An 18584-nucleotide genomic window follows, 5' to 3' on the forward strand; every position below is an offset into this window, starting at 1 on the left:
CTAAACTCCCCCCTTGGTTCATTCCAAGGCTTGCAAAATAACGCAATCCTCTTCAGTATCCACATCAAAAAAAAGCAGCGGATCATGGAAATCAATGATTTTGCCTTTATTGAAAAGCTCCCCGCGGAGAATTTTCCTTGCTCCCTGATCCCCCTTCAATTTCTGGAGATACGGAAAGCATTCCGAAGAAAATAACACCGGCGGCATAGGAATCTGCCTCTTCCCCGCCGCTATATAAAAACAGCCAGGCTCCTTTTTATAAGAGTCTATTAAAATATTTATTACCTCTCTATTAATAAAAGGCTGGTCTGCCAGAAGAATCATGACAGCATCCGCTTTTGCCTCAATGGCTTTCTTCAGTCCGCACTGAATCGACAATCCCTGGCCATCGTTCGCACGGAGGCAATCCATACGGCTCCATTTTATAGGTAGTGTTTTGCACTTAAGCCAGTCAAGCGAATCCTCTGTTCTTGTCACCACAATAGTATGGTCGAGATGGGACTCCAAAGCTTCATTCAGGGCGACGGATCCTAAAGGAAGCTGATGATAAGGCAAATACCGTTTATCCCTGCCCATTCGTTTGCTTTCGCCGGCTGCCAGGTAGATTCCGATAATGTTCATGAATCAGCATTCCCCGTTTGCCTCATTTTTTCGATTATCTCAGCCACTATGCTGACGGCTATTTCCTCAGGACCATCTGCCCCGATCGTAAGTCCAACTTGCGAGGAAATATGATTAGGGATACGCTCACTTCCTAATAGTCGCTGAGTACGTTTCCGGGAACCTAACACTCCTAAATAAAACAACGGTTTATTCAGCAATCGCGAAAGGATATATTGATCTTTTTGGAATTGATGGGTCATCACCACCACAAAATCCTTTTCAGTAACATTGAGGTTTTTCATCACTTCTTCCGGATGCCCTACAATAAGTTCCTTTGCCTCCGGAAAATTGCCGTGGTGGCAAAAGGCAGGGCGCCAATCAATCACATAAACTTCAAAACCACTCCATGACGCCAATGAAACTAGAGGCCTCGCATCCTTTCCTGCCCCAAAGACATACAACAGCGGCTTCGGGGCGATTTCATGAATGAAAAATAAATCGGAGTCATGCTTGCTCCTAATTAAGCCTTTTTTCAGATCGTAAGGATGGACTCCTTCATCAATGGCTTCAAAAAACTCGCCGATACCGAAGCTTGATCCGTCTTCAACCAAAAAGGAGTCTTCCAGTTGATCGAGGCTTTTTGTGAAGCGGATGATTCTGGCTACTTTCTGTTTTTCCTCCAGTTTATTTTTCAACAACAGAAGGTTTTGCCGCAATTCTCCTGCCACAGGCTCCAATAAAACCGTGATCACCCCATTGCAGCCTGCTCCCTGCCCCCATGACAAATCGTCTTCAGCGCTCAAATCATATTCAACTGTACATGATTGCTGTTCACACCAGACTTGTTTCGCTCTTTCATTAAGATCCTCTTCCAGGCAGCCTGCTGACAATGTTCCTACTGTCCGATCGTGATTCAGTATCAGCATCATGGATCCTTCCTTCTTATAGGCGGACCCTTTTACAAGAATAATAGTCGCGAGCACCATAGGCTGTTGATCGGAACAACCGATTGTTTCCAAAATCCGATATAGATCCTCCACGAGTTCCCCCCACTTTATATACACATCTCTATATGAATATTCTGCATCACAAAATTTTATATTAATTCTTTTAAGAAATTCCTGGTTGCGACATAGAATGATCCCTTAAATCCCTCGTGGGAAACCTGCGGTAATGCCTGCAATTCGGAATTAAGCACATTATACAGGGTTGCTTGTTCTGTTTTGTCCCACTTATCCGCCTCAATTTGAAGGGAATTCCCAAGATTCTTGAAATGCTTGCTGAAATTCTTTATTTGCCTTCCCATATCCGCTTGCTCTTCAGGCATTAAAAGGAGCTCTTTCTCCCAATTTTTAAAAGTACCGGTGACTGTAGATAGATAGGTATGTGCTTTCTCTAGCTTTTTCATTTCTGATTGGCATCTGGAAATGTTGAATTTATGCTTTTTTCCAAAAGGAATGAACTTCAGGCTTTTGGAGGCGCTCTTCAACAAGGTCTTGGCGGTGCTTAGCTCTTGCTGGAATTGGTTTATGCTGTTCTCGACTTCAGTCGATTTCCCCTGTCCCCATTCAAATTCAATCCAGTGCGAAACTTCCGCAAATATGTCTGATATCTGCCGTGTCAGTCTTCCAACGGACGCAGCTGCCTGTTTTGTGTAATCCGGAGGATAGAAAAACATGTGAATCAATAAAGCAATCACTGCCCCAACAATGGTATCTACAATCCGGTCCATCGCATAATCCTTTGAATTCCGTTCAAAAACGAAAATAAATAAAATCGTGAGGGCTACCTGATGCAATACCGTTTCATCACGCCTCAGCCATTTTGCGATGAATGTCCCACCTAACATCAATAGCCCCAGCATCCAGCCATTCATGCTTAAACGGCTGACAAGGTATACGGTTGTTATGACACCAATCACTGTCCCGATAACACGGTGAATCGAAAAAAAGATCGATTGATAGACGGTCGTCTGTAAGCATAAAACAACGGAAAGCGGCGCCAGGTAAGGGTGATCTGAGCCAACCAGCTTGGCTACCTCCCAGGAAATTGCCGAGGCAATAGCCATTTTCCAAATCAAAACGGTTTTATTTTCTAATTCTTTTAGTTGCATGCCATCATTCTCTCATTCGTTTTTCCGTTATTTTTCTATTTTCCATAGGTTCTTATACAGAGGAGGAAAGTCACTTTCTTATCAATTTGAAATTTCATTTAACAAGTGGAAAACTTTTCGAAAATCAGCTCGTCATTTTTCGTCACCCAGATGCCAGCATCATGAGTCATGGGCACAAAAAAGCCATGATCAGAATCATGGCTTTTTCCGTAAAATATATTTCTGGTAATTTTCCAAGGTCATTGCGTTTTCGGCCAAAACTCGGAATAATAGCCAGTTCGAAGCTAAAGGCTTTATCATATGCACTAGATACCAGGACCAATAGCCACCTCTAAAGCTCATCAAACCCATTCTCATCCGATGTTTTCGTGTACTGTCTTGATTTTTGCTCAAAGAAATCGGTCTTGCCAAGGTCTACCTCCTGATAAGCGATGATCCATCTTAGCGGATTGGTGCGATGACCTTCGAATGGCGCTGCAAATCCCAGCTGTTCTGCCCGTTTGTTGGCCATGAATTTTATATAGGCCTCCACGTCTGACATCAGCAGGCCATCGATATTGTTGCCGATAATATATTCAGCCCATTCAATCTCCAGCCGGGCAGCTTCCCGGAAGGCTGCAGTCCCAAACTCCCTCAATGATTGTGAGTCATACTTAGGGTTTTCACGGAGAATCTCTTTGAAAATCTTCTCAAATAATCCTACATGGAGCTGTTCATCACGGTTGATGTAGTTGATCATCGTGCTGGTGCCGACCATTTTCTGATTCCGCGCCAGATTATAAAAGAAGGCGAATCCCGAGTAGAAGAACAGGCCTTCAAGGATGACGTCATAAACGATGGAATGCAGCAGATTCTCGACATCAGGATTTTCAGCAAAATCCTTATACCCATCTGTTATAAACTCATTCCGCTTGCGCAGGATTGGTTCTGTCCTCCAATAGTCGAAGACTTCCTCTTGTTTCGATTTGGATACGATGCTTGACAGCACATAGCTGTAGGAATGATTATGGATCACTTCCTGCTGCGCCAGGATGATCATCAGCGCATTTAGACTAGAGTCGGTCAGGTAATCAGCCACCTTGCCGGCATAGTCTGTCTGAATGCTGTCAAGGAGGGCCAGAAGCCCAATTATTTTTAAAAAGGCGTCCCTTTCCTTTTCAGACAGCTGGGAAAATTGCTTGATATCCTTTGACATATTGATCTCAAAAGGGGTCCAGAAATTCCCCAGCATTCGCTTGTATTTTGGATATGCCCATGGAAAGCGGACATCATCCCAATTCAGGATATTTGAACTTTGCCCATTTATAATCCCTGTCGAAGCATTCGGTGCCCCAACATCTACAAGTGATCTTTTCTTTAATTGGGTCATGATTTTCCCTCCTCCCTTAGCTATGGCAGCTTTCACATTCATCAAAATCACTGCTCGACGTGGAGCGGACATAATATGTCGTCTTCAGCCCTGATTTCCAGGCATCCATATGCAGGTCCAGCAGCGCTTTTGCCTTGATGGTATTTTTCACATAAAAATTAAATGAAATGGATTGGTCGATATGGCGCTGGCGCCGCGCATTCTGTTTGATGCTCCAATGCTGGTCAACATTGTAGGCCGTCTTGTAAAACCACATTGTTTCTGCTGATAGATCAGGTGCAGTCACTGGAATCTTGTAATCTTTCTTTTCCTCAGAATATTCGAGCCTGAAAATTGGATCAATACTTGCTGTCGAACCCGCCAGAATCGATGTTGAAGAGTTAGGTGCCACCGCCATCAGGTAACCGTTCCGGATGCCATTCTGCTTTACCTCTTCGGCTAAAGCATCCCATCTTTCACCATTGTACTGTCTCTTCTCGAAAAACTGTCCTGTCGACCAATCGGAACCTTCAAAATAAGGATATGCCCCTTTTTCTTTTGCCAGCTCAAGGCTTGCGCTGATGGTTAAGCAGGCAATCTCTTCATAGAGGGCATCACAATATTCTGCCGCCTCTTCGCTTTCCCATTTGATTCCTTTCAGAGCCAGAAGATGGTGCCAGCCGAATGTTCCAAGACCGATTCCCCGATAATTCTTGTTGGTTATTTGTGCCTGCAGCACAGGGATTTCATTGATATCGATGACATTATCCAGCATCCTGACTTGAATATTGATCACTCGTTCAAGTACATCATCCATTACACTTTTGGCAAGGGAAATCGAGGACAGGTTGCAGACGACAAAATCACCAGGCTTTTTATAAATTAAAATTCTTCCGTCCTCGATTGTTTCTTCTTCAAGGAGAGTTGGGCTCATGTTCTGGGTGATTTCCGTGCATAGGTTGCTGCAGTAAACCATCCCTTTATGGTGGTTGGCATTCAGCCTGTTGACCTGGTCCCTGTAAAACATGTAAGGCGTGCCGGTTTCTAGCTGAGAGACCATGATCGATTTAAAGATTTCAATTGCCGGCACCACTTCACGTGACAACCCTGGATGAATGACGCATGCCCAATACTTTTCCCGGAATGAACCTGCACCCTTTTCCTCATCAAAATGATCTTCAAGCGAAAATCCCATTACCCGCCTTACTTCATGTGGATCAAACAGATACCAGTCGCCCCGCTTTTCTACCTGTTCCATAAATAAATCAGGAATGCAAATGCCTGTGAATATGTCATGGGTCCGCTGGCGCTCGTCTCCATTGTTCAGCTTTGCATCAAGGAACGGGAAGATATCTTTATGCCAGACATCAAGGTAAACAGCAATCGCACCCTGGCGCTGCCCTAATTGATCAACCGAAACCGCGGTGTTATTCAACTGTTTCATCCACGGGATCACTCCGGAACTGATCCCTTTGAAACCTTTGATATCACTGCCGCGGCTTCTGATTTTTCCCAAGTACACGCCTATGCCGCCGCCATTCTTGCTCAAGGTTGAGATATCCGTGTTGGAATCATAGATGCTTCTTAAATCATCCGCTACCGTATCAATAAAGCAGCTCGACAGCTGGCCATAGCTTTTGCCAGCATTCGCAAGTGTCGGTGTTGCTACGGTCATATAGAGATTGGACAGCGCCCAGTATGCCTCCTCTACCAATCCAAGCCGCTTTTCCATCGGTTCTTCTGCCAGCAAGGTCATCGCGATGATCATGAATCTCTCCTGCGGCAGCTCCGCAAAATCGCCTTTTTGAGTGCGTGCAAGATACCTTTCCGCCATCGTGGCAAGCCCTATGTAGGTAAATAATTTGTCTCTCTCGGGATCGATCACTTTTTCAAGATATTCGATTTCTTCCTGGGAATAAGCCTTTACTATTCGGCTATCATAAATCCCGATTCCTATCAGTCTATTGATTAAATCATAGAAGGATCCATAACCAACTCCTTCCCGAAAGCCTGCACTAAGCTTGTACAATTTCTTCAAGTAAAAGCGTGCTGCCACATAGGTCCAGTCAGGTTCAATACGGCCGATTCGTTCGACTGCTGTCAAAATTAACATGTTCTCGAGTTGATCGTCTGTCATATTCTTGGCTTCAAGGACCTGGTCGACCTTTTCTTTGAATGGTGAAAAATTTAATTGAGGGAACGATTGTTCAATTTCTGCAATCCGTTTGGCTGCATGATCATCCTTTACTTGAATTTTCATCGATGACTCCTCCTGCTTGTTTACTTTTTTTCTTTTCCAGCCTATGCTGCCTTCTCATGTCCGCCGTGTTGAACAGCTCCCATTCCTCAATACTTTCCGGAATGACCCCGGCGACCGGAACGGGCACACCTTTTTCATCCTTTGCCACCATGGTTAAAATCGAGGTGGTCGTCAAAGTCTTTTTACGCGTATTCAAGTTCTCGCTTTCCACTTTCACGAACACTTCCATCGACGTCCTCCCTGTTGAAATCACCACAGCTTCAAGCGTTAAGATATCGCCCACTACTGCCGATGACAGGAAATTCACTGAGTCAATCGAAGCCGTAACAACTGCCATCCTGCTGTGCTTCATCGCTGCAATCGCTGCGATTTCATCAATATAGGACAACACGGTGCCGCCAAAAATCGTTCCAAGATGATTCGTGTCCGGAGGCAAAACCAGCCGGTTCTGCAAAGTCCTGGACACATTTGTAGATAATCCTTCCATTCCTGACCTCCTGTTTGAAAAATGCTCCCTGAAAATGAGAAAAACCCATCTCGAAAGATGGGTTTAAGTAACGTTGATCAATTAACACCTCATATGTATCTGCAAAATTACATGAGCCTATCAATTTATCCCCGTAATACCTTCCCAATTCCCGAAGAAGATAACACGCATAAATATGGCAGGTCTCCTGACTTGTGCTTCACCCTACTTTAAGGCCTTCCCATCCATTTTTAAGACAGTGGTTCATCCTTATTTCGTCAGCACTTACAGTTGCGGGAACAGTTCTGGACTTTCACCAGATTCCCTATTAAGTCTTGTTCAGACACCATACTTACCGGCAATTTCAATATTTAGTTATATTAATCTCTTTCCAACACAATATATCGTGTTATGAATTGATAGTAAATCATCTCTGAGGGTTTTTCAACTATTTTCATAACAGCACGCCAATTATGAGTGTGGTCGATATATTGCGAAATGTGGTCGATAAATCTTTAAATGTGGTCGATAAAATCAAAAATCCGCTGATATATTTGGAAATGTGGCCGATATAATTAAATTTTCGCCAATAAATTGAAACGCTGATGCTTGGAACATAACCCCGCAAGCGGAGAATCCCATGGGGGCCGGCCACGCTCAACCTGAATTCGCTTATTATCAATAAATTTAATCAAACGTTTGATTAAACATTACGGGCACAAAAAAAATCCACAAGAAGAAGTCTTTTGTGGATTTAAGTTTTGGCCATGCCTCGAGCGCACTTATTCAATCATCTCGGATATTGTTCACCTACCAAAGATTCTATTTCGCATTCTCATCAGGCTGATGAATTCCGAAGACATTTCCTTCAGTATCGTTATAATATCCTTGCCACGCCATTCCAGGGAGGGCATATTTCGGTATTGACACATTGCCGCCGTTTTCGAGAATTTTCGCTTCAGTTTCATCATAGTTTTCTACTCCCATTGTGCATGCAAATCCATTTAATGCTTGGTTAGCTTCTGGAGGAGCACTCTGCCGCTGCATTAATGCACCATTGATTCCAGGCTCTTTTTCATCGCCAGTCACAGCACCGAAGTATGGCATTCCTGCATATTCACTCCAATCTTGAAATGACCATCCGAATACCTCTCCATAAAACTTCTTAGCCCGATCCATATCACTCACATGAATTTCAAAATGAACTAATCTACCCATGATAACCTCCTGAATAAAAATTAGATGCTATTTATGTATATCGTGAGGACAAACTTATCTCCCTTTATTATAGGATATCCAAACAAATATATTCAATATTTTAAAAAATCTAACTCTTTATTCATCACCATGTATTGGCAAAACGGTAGAATCCTTAATTTCCCTCAAAGCAAGGCTTGTTTGTATCCTGGTGACCCCCAGCTCATTCAGATTTCTAATAAATATCTCCAGGCCTTTGCGATCCTTGCAGGCAACCTTTAGCAGATAATCATACTCGCCTGATAAGCAATGACACTCGAGGACTTCCTTCATTGCTTCCAATGAACCTTCCAGTGATGCGAGCATTTCAGCCTGGTGCATATTGGTGCTTATAAATACAAAGCATAGCAAATCAAAACCAAGCTTCTCATGATTTAAAATCGCGACCTGCTTTTTGATATATCCTTCAGACTCCAATCTCTTGATTCTTGCATGAACCGCCGGTGCCGATAAATTCACACGCTTTGACAGTTCAAGATTGCTTAGCTGTGCATCCTTTTGCAGTAAATCCAAAATTCTAATATCCACATTGTCCAAAACTTTGCTGACAATCGACTCCATGACTCATCACCCTTTTCAATTATTCAAAAAACAGATCTAACCACTATTCGAAAATGAATTTTTTAAACTAAAAATCTATATTACTTTCATTTATTTCAAATAATATAAATTATACAAAATATCATTATGTTTTTTAACTAGAATGTTAAAATAATTCATATGAACAATGTCATTGTGCACAATGGCTCTTTTAGAAGGGGAGCTAAATGACGTGAAATATTATATCTTATTGCTACTGACCAGCTTTCTTTGGGGCGGTAATTTTATCGTGGGAAAAACGCTGGTTGAGCATGCTTCCCCTGCCACCCTGACCATCCTAAGATGGGCTATTGCAATCATCTTCCTGATTCCTCTTATCTGGCGGATAGAAAAAAAGCTGATTCCTCCAAAGGAATCGATCCTCCCGTTATTTTTGATGGGTGTCACTGGCGTGGCCTTGTTTCAGGCATTGCAATTTATGGCCCTGGAAAAGACGTCGGCTACCAACGTCGGTTTAATCTCGACGTTAAACATGTTTTCAATTGCTGCATTCTCTTTCTTTTTTCTAAAGGAAAAAATAAACTCTCTTCAGGTCCTTTCAATGGTCGTCTCATTATTTGGCGTTTTGCTTGTTCTTTCAAAAGGAAATTTCGAGTCATTGTTTGCCTTGAAGGTCAACACTGGGGATCTCTATATGCTGGCAGCAGTGGGCATGTGGGGAATGTATTCGGTCTTTAGCAAATGGGCGATGGCATCCGTTACACCGATGATGTCCATCCTTTATTCTGGCATTTTCGGTTTGCTGGTCCTTCTGCCTTTTACGATTTCAGATTTCACAGTCACAAACGTAAATGCATCATTCATCCAATCTATTTTATATACAGGCCTGATCTCCACAGTCCTTTGCATGGTCCTATGGAATATCGGGGTAAATAAACTCGGCCCAAGTACCGCCGGGCTGTTTCTGAATTTCAACCCAGTATTCACAGCTGTTTTAGCCTTTGCTTTTTTGGGTGAGAAAATGACATGGACCCAAGGCGCCGGCAGTATCATCGTCATCGCAGGCTGCTTCTTATTTACCTTTTTGAAAAACAAGCCTGCTCCTTTAAAAGAAAAGCAGCTGGCAATTTCTAGACCTATTTTAGCTGGAGAGCCAATCAAGCAAAGAAATTAACAAAGAACAGCCTTATCCATAACCGGATAAGGCTTTTTTATGTTTCTGGATTCCATAATGAGTTGGTCGATATATTGCGAAATGTGGTCGATATAATCTTAAATGTGGTCGATAAAATCAAAAATCCGCTGATATATTTTAAAATGTGGTCGATATATTGGAATTTTCGCCAATAACCGGCGCCCCGACATGCTTTTTGCCTCTATTCGAGGCTAATCTCGATCTCGTTGTCATGTAATCGCACACTTTTTATGTTTTCTCCATGTAAATTCATCCGTTTGAGCGCCATAAATCAAAATAGACTCCCCATGCCCAAACACTCCTATAGGTGTTTTCCCTCAGACTTACACTGCTCCTTGTCAAAATTTGTTCAAGACTTTTTGACAGAATTGTGATGGTGTCTCCAGATGTGAGGTTCGTCACAACTGATGTGTGATATAAATGGTTTATTAATCTTGTAAACACTCATATCACATATGGAGGAATTAAAATGGCTCGCATAAATACATGGAACCCTGAAGACGATCGTTTCTGGCAATCTGAAGGAAAAAAACATGCCCAACGTAACTTATGGATTTCGGTACCTTCCTTGATGCTCGCATTCATTGTCTGGCAAATCTGGTCTGTGGTTGCAATTCGCCTTAATGATATTGGTTTTAATTTTACTGATCAACAGCTTTTCGCATTGGCAGCCATGCCTGGTCTTGTTGGTGCCACGCTGCGCTTTGTGTACACATTTGGAGTAGGAATGATGGGCGGACGCAACTGGACAGTCCTGACAACTGCAGTGCTCGCAATTCCGGCTGTCGGCATCGGCTTCGCGGTGCAGAATCCTGACACACCTTACTCAGTGATGCTTTTACTCGCTGCACTGTGCGGCCTGGGTGGCGGTAACTTTTCAAGTTCTTCATCCAACATCAGTTTCTTTTTCCCGAAAAAAGCACGTGGAACTGCGCTCGGCATCAATGGCGGTTTAGGCAACATGGGTGTATCTGTCGTTCAATTCGTAACACCATTAATCATTACAACTGGAACATTCGCTTTCATCGCTGGTGATGGACAGAAATTGTCTAACGGTCAGGAAGTATGGCTTCAAAACGCAGCATTCATCTGGCTGATCCCAATCGCCATCGTCACAATCGCTGCATGGTTCGGCATGGATAACCTGCCTGGCACAAAGCAATCATTCGCTGATCAATTCGTCATTGTAAAAAGAAAGCACACTTGGATCATGACATGGCTTTACGTTGCAACATTCGGATCTTTCATCGGTTACTCAGCGGCATTCCCGCTTTTATTGAAAACACAGTTCCCTGAATATATCTCACTTGCCTTCCTTGGCGCCTTCCTTGCTGCAGGTGCACGCCCTATCGGCGGATGGATGGCTGATAAGATGGGCGGAGCCAAGCTGACATCCATCGTCCTTGTTGTGATGATGGCTGGTGCTGGAAGCGTCATTTACTTCCTTGGCACGAAGCAATTCGGCGGCTTCCTGGCTTCATTCATGGTTCTGTTCATCGCTTCTGGCATCGGTTCTGGTTCAACATTCCAGATGATTCCTGGAATCTTTATTCCGAAAGAAGCGGCTCCAGTACTCGGCTTTACGGCAGCATTCGCAGCGTACGGATCCTTCCTGATTCCAAAGCTGTTCGGCTGGTCCGTAAAAATTTCCGGAGGATATGTACCAGCATTCTCCATCTTCATCGGCTTCTATGTGATTTCAATCGTCCTCAACTGGTACTACTACCAGAGGAAAGAATCTGTGGCCGTATTTGAAGCACAAAAGACAACAGCGTAAATTTGAAAGCCTCTCCCATAATGCGGGGAGGCTTTTTACCATATTTTATGTTTTAAAACTAAGAAACTTGGGTATATAGAACTATACAGATAGAGAGGATGATTATTTTTCCAAAGGGGGAGATTAAGCTGCTAACACTTTTTCTATTCCAAAGGGAACTGATCCAACTGAAAATTGAATATCAGTCAAGTGCCGACACATTCATCAAACAGCAAATTCTTAAAGACATTGCTCTCCTGACAGAAGCAATAAATGAAATGAAAGAGATGTTGGAAGCAAAACGCTCCATGCATTATGCCGATGATATATAGCAAAAAGAAACCGTATTTTGCACGGTTTCTTTTCTTTATTATTCTTCTGCTGATTTTTCAATTGGCGCAGGTTTGCCAAAAAAGTACCCCTGGAACAGCTGATATCCTTTTTCCTTTAGCCACTCAAAATCTTCCGCAGATTCAATTCCTTCCGCAAGCGGAACAGATCCCAGTTTCTTCGCTTCAGTTAAGAATGCAGAAGCAGTCCGCTGCTTTTGAAGATTTGCAGCCACTCCCTGTACATACTTCATATCTAGTTTCATATAATGCGGCTGCAGGTCGGAAAGCAGCTCCAATGTGCTGTACCCTTCACCCACATCATCAAGCGCGTAACGGAAACCTTTTTCTTTGTAAAAAGTGAGGATTCTTTTCAGATGATCCGTATCCTCGACATTTTCTGTTTCAACGACTTCAAAGACAAGCCGTCCCGGATCGACTCCCAGTCGGTCAGCCAGCATCGTCGTCGACTTCAGGCAGAATTCAGGAGAATAAATCGATGTCGGAATAAAATTGATGAACGCCTTCTTATCCGTAAATGAGGCTGCCCTGACGGCGGCCATCCGGCAAATCCGATCAAGAGCATACAACCGGTCACGCTTTTTGGCAGCTCTGAAAATTGCACCAGGATAAATCACCGAACCATCCTCTCGGTAAAATCTGGCCAGCATTTCATGGGCGTAAACCTTGCCTCCAGCATCAACTATCGGTTGGGCATGGCAAGTAACCAGCTCTTTTCGGATAACCTCGTCGATCCATTCACTTTCGAGGATTTCTTCTGCTTCCGAGAGAAGCCTCCATTTTTCTTCATCCAGCCGAAAAAACACCTTGCCCGGCTCCATATGATCATGGCAAAAATCAAGGAAATCGCTCATCCCTGCTTCGCTAACAACCAGTGAACCACCTTCCGACCGCACCAGTTCACCGTTACGCTCCATGTGACGAACCACTTCAGGAAAAATGGTAACATTCTGCTCCCCTTCTACCCTTATCTCAAACTGTAAATTTCCAACCACACACGCATTGCAACTCATAGTATATAGCGTCCTCTCAAGTTAGGTAATTCTTACTATATCACTGTGTTAATAATAGGTAAATTTAATAGTTACATTAAACCAGATTTCTGCTGAGGCATGGTCCTGTTCCACTAACTACAGTTGCGCAAACAAAAAAGCGCCTCATCCGTTTTATCGGAAAAGGCACGCTTTCGTTTTATATCTATCGTTACAGTTTATTCTCATCAACCAGTTTCATCAAAACAGATGCCGCTCGCTCCGCTGACAAAAGAGCTCCTTCAAGATGCCCGCCATGACCAGGCGCTGTCTCAGTACCTGCAAAAATAACCCTCTTGCCCCACGAACTCATTCCTGCCGGGAGGCCATAGTCCGGAAAGCTGGTCAACGGAGGAAGATCTTGTTCCACTGCTGTTTGAGGATCACCTGCCCAATCTTTATACAGGAAAGCCATCGGTTTTTCAGCCGAAGGGCCAAAAAGCCGTGTCAATTGGTCAATGACAAGATAATGTAAGTGTTCTTCACCAAGTTCTTGCCGGATTTTTGCCGGAATGCCGAAAAAGCCAAAAAGTGCGCCGTACCCTGTTTCTGGCGATGCATCATGGATCTCCTGCAAAGGACCAGACCAGCTGGTGACCTGGCCGGAAAGACCGTCTTCCCTCCAGAATGGACGGTCATAAATCGCAACCGCTTTGGCCTGGCCCGCCATCCATGTTGGCTTGTCTTTCATGCTCGCTAAAATTCCATCTGGAAGAGAAGGTGAAAAGTCGATCCTTTCAGCGATGATCCGAGGCGGCAATGCCAGGATTACCGCTCCAGCATGAATGCTCTTCTTTTTCCCTGTAAGTTCTTCCGCTTCGATTGTCACTTGATCATCGAGTTGGATAGCCGTAACCCGTGTATTCAGCTCGATCGTGCCCGAAGGAAGCGTGGATGCGATGGCATCAATAAGGGATTGGATACCGCCAGCCAGACGCACAGACCTCTCAACAGCACCTTCTGGCAAAACATGCCGCTGGATGGGGCCAGTTTTCGATTGCTCATAAAGCATTGCGCCCGAGGTATGCTGTTCAATAGTGGACAACCCAAGTTCTTTGACCAAATTAGTGATGACAGGTTCATGATCCGGCCAGAACCAGGTAGGACCCAGATCAAACTTGCCAAGCTCCGGCATGTCCTGGGCCTCCATGCTCAAAACCCTGCCTCCAATTCGATCACGCGCCACCAACACCCGGCAGCTGATTCCATTTGCCTGAAGCAAAGCAGCAGCACGAAGCCCTGCCAGACCCGCTCCGACAATGACGACCGGTTCATTCATAGTTGTTCCCTCCAGTAATTAACACTTGTTCAGATTCGGGTACAGATTCGGAAATTTCTCCCGCTCTTAACGTTGATTTTGTCCGAAGTTGACCCAGGTTCGGACGTTTCTCCGGCTCTTCCCGTTGACTTTGTCCGAAGTTGACCCGGGTTGGACATTTCTCCGGCTTTTCTTGATGACTTTGTCCGAAGTCAGACCAGGTTCGGACATTCCACGAGCTCTTTACGATGATTTTGTCCGAAGTCAGACCAGGTTCGGACATTTCTCCGGCTCTTTCCGTTGATTTTGTCTGAAGTTGACCCCGGTTCAGACATTTCTCCGGCTTTCCACACTGATTTTGTCCGAAGTTGACCCAAGTTCAGACATTTCTCCGGCTTTCCATACTGATTTTGTCCGAAGTTGACCCAGGTTCGGACATTTCTCAGGCTCTTACCGATGACTTTGTCCGAAGTCAGACCAGGTTCGGACATTTCACGAACTCTCTACGATGATTTTGTCCGAAGTCAGACCAGGTTCGGACATTTCTCCGGCTCTTACCGATGACTTTGTCCGAAGTCAGACCAGGTTCGGACATTTCTGTAGCTCTTACCGATGACTTTGTCCGAAGTCAGACCAGGTTCGGACATTTCACGAGCTCTTCCCGATGACTTTGTCCGAAGTTAGATCAGGTTCGGACATTTCACGAGCTCTTCACGATGACTTTGTCCGAAGTCAGACCAGGTTCGAACATTTCTCCTGCTCTTACTGATGATCTTGTCCGAAGGTGAACCTGGTTCGGACATTTCTCCCGCTCTTACCGTGAATCTGTCCGAAGTCAGACCAGGTTCGGACATTTCACGAGCTCTTCACGATGATTTTGTCCGAAATAGCCCCAAGTTCGGGCATTTAGCCTTGTCCGAAAAAAAGCATAATCTCCCCCACAACACTTCAACTTCAAAACCTTCCGACTTACAACTCAATCCGTTTAATCACTTTAGCCGGGTTGCCGCCAACGACGACATTATCCGGGACGTCCTTCGTCACGACCGCTCCTGATGCAATCACCACATTGTCTCCTACGGTAACTCCTGGATTGATGATGGCACCCCCGCCAATCCATACATTGTTTCCAATCGTGATTGGCTTCGCATATTCCCTGCCAGAGTTACGTTCCTTCGGATGGAGCGGATGTGTGGCCGTATAGATTTGCACGCCAGGGGCGAGCATACAATTATCGCCAAAGCGGACTTCACTCACATCGAGGATGGTACAGTCAAAATTGGCATAAAAATTTTCTCCTACATGTGTGTTATAGCCATAATCAAATCGGATATTCGGCTCCATAAAAACAGCGTCTCCCGTAGAACCTAGCAATTCCTTTAGTAACTGTGTTCGTTTTTCGCCTTCCGTTTCCAGTGTTTGATTATAGATCCTGACTTTGCGTCTGGCTTCCTCACGATCTTTTACCAATACCGGGTCAGCAGGGTTGTACATTTCCCCGGCCACCATCTTCTCTTTTTCCGTTTTCATTTTATATGACCTTCTTTCGCTTTTATCAAATTGCCTATTTCCCGCAGCATTTCTTATACTTTTTCCCGCTTCCGCAAGGGCAGGGATCGTTGCGTCCAACTTTTTGTCTGGTGCTAAAATCGATGACATTTGAAGGACTGTGAGGCTGTCGAAAAGGATGCGCAGGCTTGGATTTCAAATGGTTCTCTCTTTCTTTTCTCAGTTCCGTCGGTTTGTAACCTTTCAGAGCCCACTTGCGCGTATTGTTGTAGACCTCCATGACATGTGCGGTCAGCTGCTGCACAAATTCGAAGGTAGGAAACTCTAAAGCACTTTGTAAATACTCAATCAATTTTGATGGAGGATCATTTGAATTGATCATATAAATTAATGCTTCCGCAATTTCATCTTTATCCTCTGCTGTCATGTCATATGATTCAGATAAAAAACGGAGGAATTTCACCATTTCGGGAGATTTATCAATGAATCCGGGTTGACCGGCAATAAAAAACTGCTTCTTGGTGAACGGATAATAATCAACATCCGGCCTTGAACGATGTTCCTCAATAATTTCTTCAACATTATTTATACTCTCATCTACGAGATATCCGTCCAAGCGATGGTAGTAAACACCCATTAGCTGATAATAGTCACTAGCCAGCCTGACTACCTGCGAGTATTTTCTAATATCCACTTCATTCTTCGTTAAATCTTCAAGCTTATCAATCATTTTTGAAGATTCGATGACACCATAATAATAGGTCATCCCGTGAATCAGCCGGATCCATTCTGAATTTCGCTGGATGCATTCCTGCAGCTTAGCCTGGTCAATTTGTTTAAATTGATCTAAAAGCTCAACCGGCATCGCGTATTGCTTTTGACCATTCAGCATGACCGGAAAAACGATTCCCAGGTTCGTGAGCGAGTTTATGTTGTAATCGAGAGACACATCTTCAATTGGCAATAAGCCGGATTTCTTAATTAGTTTTTTTATCAGGTTGTACATTTCTTGATCAAATATTGATAACACCCTTTCAAGGTGTGCAGGAATGACCTGTGCAAGTTCAGCTGCAAGCTCTGCCTTTTTCAGGGTGCTCATTCCGCCAAGTTCAAGTTGTTTACGGATTGCGTCTAATTCAACTTTTGTCAGCACTGATAAAACATCAATCAGACGGACAGGTGCCTCAGCCTTCTTCCAGAACTTTTTTTCCATTTTCCCAAACTGACGATAAGATACCCCCAGATCTTCCAGGGCATTCATAAGATTTTTGTTTTTTTCATCTATTTTAGACATCTTTGACTCCTTTTTATCGCATTTTCATGCTATGTAACTATGATTACGTGTCTTCTGCTTACACAGAAAAAGCGCACCTCAATTGATGTGCACTTTTATCTTATCTTAATATAAGCTCCAACTGGAAGCAAAGGGACTTCCCCTTGCCACCAGTGGATGTGGTCGATATCTTGCGAAAAGTGGTCGATAAAATCGAAAATCCGCTGATATATCTGAGAGTATGGTCGATATGTTTTAACTTTCGCCAATAAGTGAAAAGCGTACCAGACATCCAGCCAATTTATGATGCTTTTTTGATGTTGATGACTTTTCCTTCCTGGCGCCATTTCTTGAATTCTACTGCAGCCGTGAATAGAACGTCTGTCGATGAGTTAAGCGCTGTTTCAAAAGAGTCCTGCAGAACGCCAATGATAAAGCCTACTGCAACCACTTGCATCGCGACATCATTCGGGATGCCGAATAAGCTGGATGCAAGAGGGATCAGCAATAACGAACCGCCTGCAACACCCGAAGCACCGGCAGCACTGATGGCGGCCATCACACTCAGAAGGATGGCAGTCGGAATATCCACCTGAATGCCAAGTGTATGGACTGCAGCAAGTGTCATGACGGAGATCGTCACGGCAGCTCCAGCCATATTAATCGTTGCGCCTAATGGAATTGAAACAGAATAGGAGTCCTTATCAAGCCCTAATTCTTCGCAGATTTTAATATTCACAGGGATATTTGAAGCGGAACTTCGTGTAAAGAAGGCTGTAATCCCGCTTTCCTTCAAGCATTTAAAAACAAGCGGATATGGATTTTGCCTGATTAAAGTGAACACGATGATTGGATTGACGATAAGTGCAACTGCAAGCATGCATCCAATCAGGACAGCAAGCAATTTTCCATAGCCAAGCAAAGAACTGAGACCGTTTGTCGTGATCGATTCAAATACCAGGCCCATGATGCCAAGCGGAGCGAATTTTATCACCCATGCGACGATTTTGGACATCGCATCGGCAAAATTCCCAATTATCGTTTTTGTGGAATCTGCTGAACTCTTCAGGGCAAGACCGATCAGGACAGCCCAGGCTAAAATACCGATATAATTAGCATTTATAATAGCGTTAACCGGATTATCTACAATGTTGAGCAATAAGGTTTTAAGTACCTCGACGACACTTCCTGGAGGCGTCACACCCTCAGCGCCAGCCGTAAGCTTTAAGCTGACCGGGAACATAAAGCTGGCAATAACGGCAATAAGTCCTGCCGCAAACGTTCCAAAAAGATACAGGAAAAGGATTGTTTTCATGTTTGTTTTCTGCCCGCGCCTATGCTGGGCAATCGCAGACATAACCAGGAATAATACCAAAACAGGAGCAACTGCTTTCAGGGCCCCTACAAATAATGACCCAAAGATAGCAACCGGCTTTGCAATTTCAGGGATTGTCAGTGCCAGGATCACACCAATTAATAGACCCGCAATAATTTGTTTCACCAGGCTTACTCGGTTCAACTTCTTCAGTAAATCGTTCATCGTCATCTCCCCCACAAGTAGATTCTCTTTTCGTTTGTACAAGGCCAGCGCACACTGTCCTCTTTAAAAATACAACTGTCCGCGT

The 18584-nt window shown here is 44.1% G+C and carries 18 protein-coding genes and 1 riboswitch; of the genes, 3 read left to right on the top strand and 15 right to left on the bottom strand.

Annotated features, from left to right (window positions below; genetic code table 11):
* Positions 1-18: 18 nt before the first annotated feature.
* From M3593_RS19465 to M3593_RS19500, 8 genes are all read right to left on the bottom strand, one after another.
* Positions 19-621 carry an NTP transferase domain-containing protein gene (locus M3593_RS19465; protein ID WP_144480277.1) on the bottom strand — a complete coding sequence of 201 codons (603 nt, stop codon included), beginning with the start codon at positions 619-621 and terminating at the stop codon, positions 19-21.
* Positions 618-1643, bottom strand: a complete 1026-nt coding sequence (locus M3593_RS19470) for an XdhC family protein (protein WP_251544562.1) — start codon at positions 1641-1643, stop codon at positions 618-620. Before M3593_RS19470 ends, M3593_RS19465 begins: the two co-directional genes overlap by 4 nt.
* Positions 1644-1699: 56 nt before the next feature.
* Positions 1700-2716, bottom strand: coding sequence for an FUSC family protein (locus M3593_RS19475; protein ID WP_251544561.1), 1017 nt, complete (start codon positions 2714-2716; stop codon positions 1700-1702).
* Positions 2717-3047: 331 nt separating this feature from the next.
* Entirely contained in the window at positions 3048-4085 is a 1038-nt protein-coding gene (locus tag M3593_RS19480) for a ribonucleotide-diphosphate reductase subunit beta (protein ID WP_285848121.1), read from the bottom strand.
* Positions 4086-4101: 16 nt separating this feature from the next.
* Positions 4102-6324: a ribonucleoside-diphosphate reductase subunit alpha gene (locus M3593_RS19485; protein WP_251544560.1), complete on the bottom strand. Its 2223-nt coding sequence runs from the start codon at positions 6322-6324 to the stop codon at positions 4102-4104.
* Positions 6302-6811, bottom strand: a complete 510-nt coding sequence (locus M3593_RS19490) for an acyl-CoA thioesterase (RefSeq protein WP_144480287.1) — start codon at positions 6809-6811, stop codon at positions 6302-6304. The genes M3593_RS19485 and M3593_RS19490 overlap by 23 nt, the downstream gene beginning before the upstream one ends.
* A 160-nt stretch (positions 6812-6971) precedes the next feature.
* Positions 6972-7156, bottom strand: a riboswitch (cobalamin riboswitch).
* A 456-nt stretch (positions 7157-7612) separates the two neighbouring features.
* Positions 7613-8008 carry a VOC family protein gene (locus tag M3593_RS19495; RefSeq protein ID WP_251544559.1) on the bottom strand — a complete coding sequence of 132 codons (396 nt, stop codon included), beginning with the start codon at positions 8006-8008 and terminating at the stop codon, positions 7613-7615.
* A gap of 117 nt (positions 8009-8125) precedes the next feature.
* The gene (locus tag M3593_RS19500) at positions 8126-8608 is read right to left on the bottom strand and encodes an Lrp/AsnC family transcriptional regulator (protein WP_251544558.1); all 483 of its coding nucleotides are present in this window, start codon (positions 8606-8608) and stop codon (positions 8126-8128) included.
* A gap of 211 nt (positions 8609-8819) precedes the next feature.
* On the opposite strand from M3593_RS19500, the gene M3593_RS19505 reads away from it, so the two are divergent.
* The 3 genes from M3593_RS19505 (at position 8820) to M3593_RS19515 (ending at position 11870) form a co-directional block, all read left to right on the top strand.
* Positions 8820-9761, top strand: coding sequence for a DMT family transporter (locus M3593_RS19505; protein WP_483308934.1), 942 nt, complete (start codon positions 8820-8822; stop codon positions 9759-9761).
* A gap of 490 nt (positions 9762-10251) precedes the next feature.
* Positions 10252-11559, top strand: coding sequence for an MFS transporter (locus M3593_RS19510; protein WP_251544556.1), 1308 nt, complete (start codon positions 10252-10254; stop codon positions 11557-11559).
* A gap of 98 nt (positions 11560-11657) precedes the next feature.
* On the top strand, positions 11658-11870 hold the full coding sequence (locus tag M3593_RS19515; protein ID WP_144480296.1) for a hypothetical protein: 213 nt from the start codon (positions 11658-11660) through the stop codon (positions 11868-11870).
* Positions 11871-11908: 38 nt separating this feature from the next.
* Here M3593_RS19515 and M3593_RS19520 read toward each other — a convergent pair whose 3' ends face one another.
* The 7 genes from M3593_RS19520 to sstT form a co-directional block, all read right to left on the bottom strand.
* Positions 11909-12901, bottom strand: a complete 993-nt coding sequence (locus M3593_RS19520) for an EAL domain-containing protein (RefSeq protein WP_251544555.1) — start codon at positions 12899-12901, stop codon at positions 11909-11911.
* Between the two features lie 190 nt (positions 12902-13091).
* Positions 13092-14198, bottom strand: coding sequence for a flavin monoamine oxidase family protein (locus M3593_RS19525; protein ID WP_251544554.1), 1107 nt, complete (start codon positions 14196-14198; stop codon positions 13092-13094).
* Positions 14191-14460: a hypothetical protein gene (locus M3593_RS19530; protein WP_251544553.1), complete on the bottom strand. Its 270-nt coding sequence runs from the start codon at positions 14458-14460 to the stop codon at positions 14191-14193. Before M3593_RS19530 ends, M3593_RS19525 begins: the two co-directional genes overlap by 8 nt.
* A gap of 397 nt (positions 14461-14857) precedes the next feature.
* Positions 14858-15031: a hypothetical protein gene (locus M3593_RS19535; RefSeq protein WP_251544552.1), complete on the bottom strand. Its 174-nt coding sequence runs from the start codon at positions 15029-15031 to the stop codon at positions 14858-14860.
* Positions 15032-15146: 115 nt separating this feature from the next.
* Positions 15147-15707, bottom strand: coding sequence for a sugar O-acetyltransferase (locus M3593_RS19540; protein ID WP_251544551.1), 561 nt, complete (start codon positions 15705-15707; stop codon positions 15147-15149).
* 34 nt (positions 15708-15741) lie between these two features.
* A complete protein-coding gene (locus M3593_RS19545) occupies positions 15742-16980 on the bottom strand; it encodes a YecA family protein (protein WP_251544550.1) in 1239 nt (412 codons plus the stop codon).
* A gap of 280 nt (positions 16981-17260) precedes the next feature.
* Complete coding sequence (gene sstT / locus M3593_RS19550; RefSeq protein ID WP_251544549.1) at positions 17261-18499, bottom strand: serine/threonine transporter SstT; 1239 nt, start codon at positions 18497-18499, stop codon at positions 17261-17263.
* Between the last annotated feature and the right edge of the window lie 85 nt (positions 18500-18584).

Origin of the sequence: Mesobacillus sp. MER 48 (genome assembly GCF_023714225.1) — a bacterium.
GTDB lineage: Bacteria > Bacillota > Bacilli > Bacillales > Cytobacillaceae > Mesobacillus > Mesobacillus oceanisediminis_A.

Excerpts from the sequence above, each read along its gene's own strand:
- M3593_RS19465 (WP_144480277.1), bottom strand. The coding sequence starts at position 621 with ATGAACATTATCGGAATCTACCTGGCAGCCGGCGAAAGCAAACGAATG.
- M3593_RS19475 (WP_251544561.1), bottom strand. The coding sequence starts at position 2,716 with ATGCAACTAAAAGAATTAGAAAATAAAACCGTTTTGATTTGGAAAATG.
- M3593_RS19480 (WP_285848121.1), bottom strand. The coding sequence starts at position 4,085 with ATGACCCAATTAAAGAAAAGATCACTTGTAGATGTTGGGGCACCGAAT.
- M3593_RS19485 (WP_251544560.1), bottom strand. The coding sequence starts at position 6,324 with ATGAAAATTCAAGTAAAGGATGATCATGCAGCCAAACGGATTGCAGAA.
- M3593_RS19490 (WP_144480287.1), bottom strand. The coding sequence starts at position 6,811 with ATGGAAGGATTATCTACAAATGTGTCCAGGACTTTGCAGAACCGGCTG.
- M3593_RS19495 (WP_251544559.1), bottom strand. The coding sequence starts at position 8,008 with ATGGGTAGATTAGTTCATTTTGAAATTCATGTGAGTGATATGGATCGG.
- M3593_RS19500 (WP_251544558.1), bottom strand. The coding sequence starts at position 8,608 with ATGGAGTCGATTGTCAGCAAAGTTTTGGACAATGTGGATATTAGAATT.
- M3593_RS19510 (WP_251544556.1), top strand. The coding sequence starts at position 10,252 with ATGGCTCGCATAAATACATGGAACCCTGAAGACGATCGTTTCTGGCAA.
- M3593_RS19515 (WP_144480296.1), top strand. The coding sequence starts at position 11,658 with ATGATTATTTTTCCAAAGGGGGAGATTAAGCTGCTAACACTTTTTCTA.
- M3593_RS19520 (WP_251544555.1), bottom strand. The coding sequence starts at position 12,901 with ATGAGTTGCAATGCGTGTGTGGTTGGAAATTTACAGTTTGAGATAAGG.
- M3593_RS19525 (WP_251544554.1), bottom strand. The coding sequence starts at position 14,198 with ATGAATGAACCGGTCGTCATTGTCGGAGCGGGTCTGGCAGGGCTTCGT.
- M3593_RS19530 (WP_251544553.1), bottom strand. The coding sequence starts at position 14,460 with ATGTCCGAACCTGGTCTGACTTCGGACAAAATCATCGTAAAGAGCTCG.
- M3593_RS19535 (WP_251544552.1), bottom strand. The coding sequence starts at position 15,031 with ATGTCCGAACCTGGTCTGACTTCGGACAGATTCACGGTAAGAGCGGGA.
- M3593_RS19540 (WP_251544551.1), bottom strand. The coding sequence starts at position 15,707 with ATGAAAACGGAAAAAGAGAAGATGGTGGCCGGGGAAATGTACAACCCT.
- M3593_RS19545 (WP_251544550.1), bottom strand. The coding sequence starts at position 16,980 with ATGTCTAAAATAGATGAAAAAAACAAAAATCTTATGAATGCCCTGGAA.
- sstT (WP_251544549.1), bottom strand. The coding sequence starts at position 18,499 with ATGAACGATTTACTGAAGAAGTTGAACCGAGTAAGCCTGGTGAAACAA.